At 40.6% G+C, this 254-nt stretch carries 1 pseudogene; it reads right to left on the bottom strand.

The features are described from left to right. A pseudogene (locus BGK49_RS31270) lies at nt 1-172 on the bottom strand (hypothetical protein); the annotation flags it as partial. Between the last annotated feature and the right edge of the window lie 82 nt (nt 173-254).

A 254-nucleotide genomic window follows, 5' to 3' on the forward strand; every position in this document is an offset into this window, starting at 1 on the left:
GACTTCCTTAAAAAGTTTTTCACAGTATTAGCACAGTGATCTAAATGTTTTTCACTTATGCCAGAAGAAGATGAGTTTGTTACGCGTAATATATTTTTTGTAATGCCTTTGTTGCTTTATTCGGATTCGTTTTTCCATCAACAAGTGGATTTGCGCCTATATTTCCAGACATCTGTTATCACTTAACCCATTACAAGCCCGCTGCTGCAGATATTCCCGTGGCGAGCGATAACCCAGCGCACTATGCGGATGCC

This window comes from Shigella sp. FC1544 (genome assembly GCF_001722145.1).
Classification (GTDB): Bacteria; Pseudomonadota; Gammaproteobacteria; order Enterobacterales; family Enterobacteriaceae; genus Escherichia; species Escherichia coli.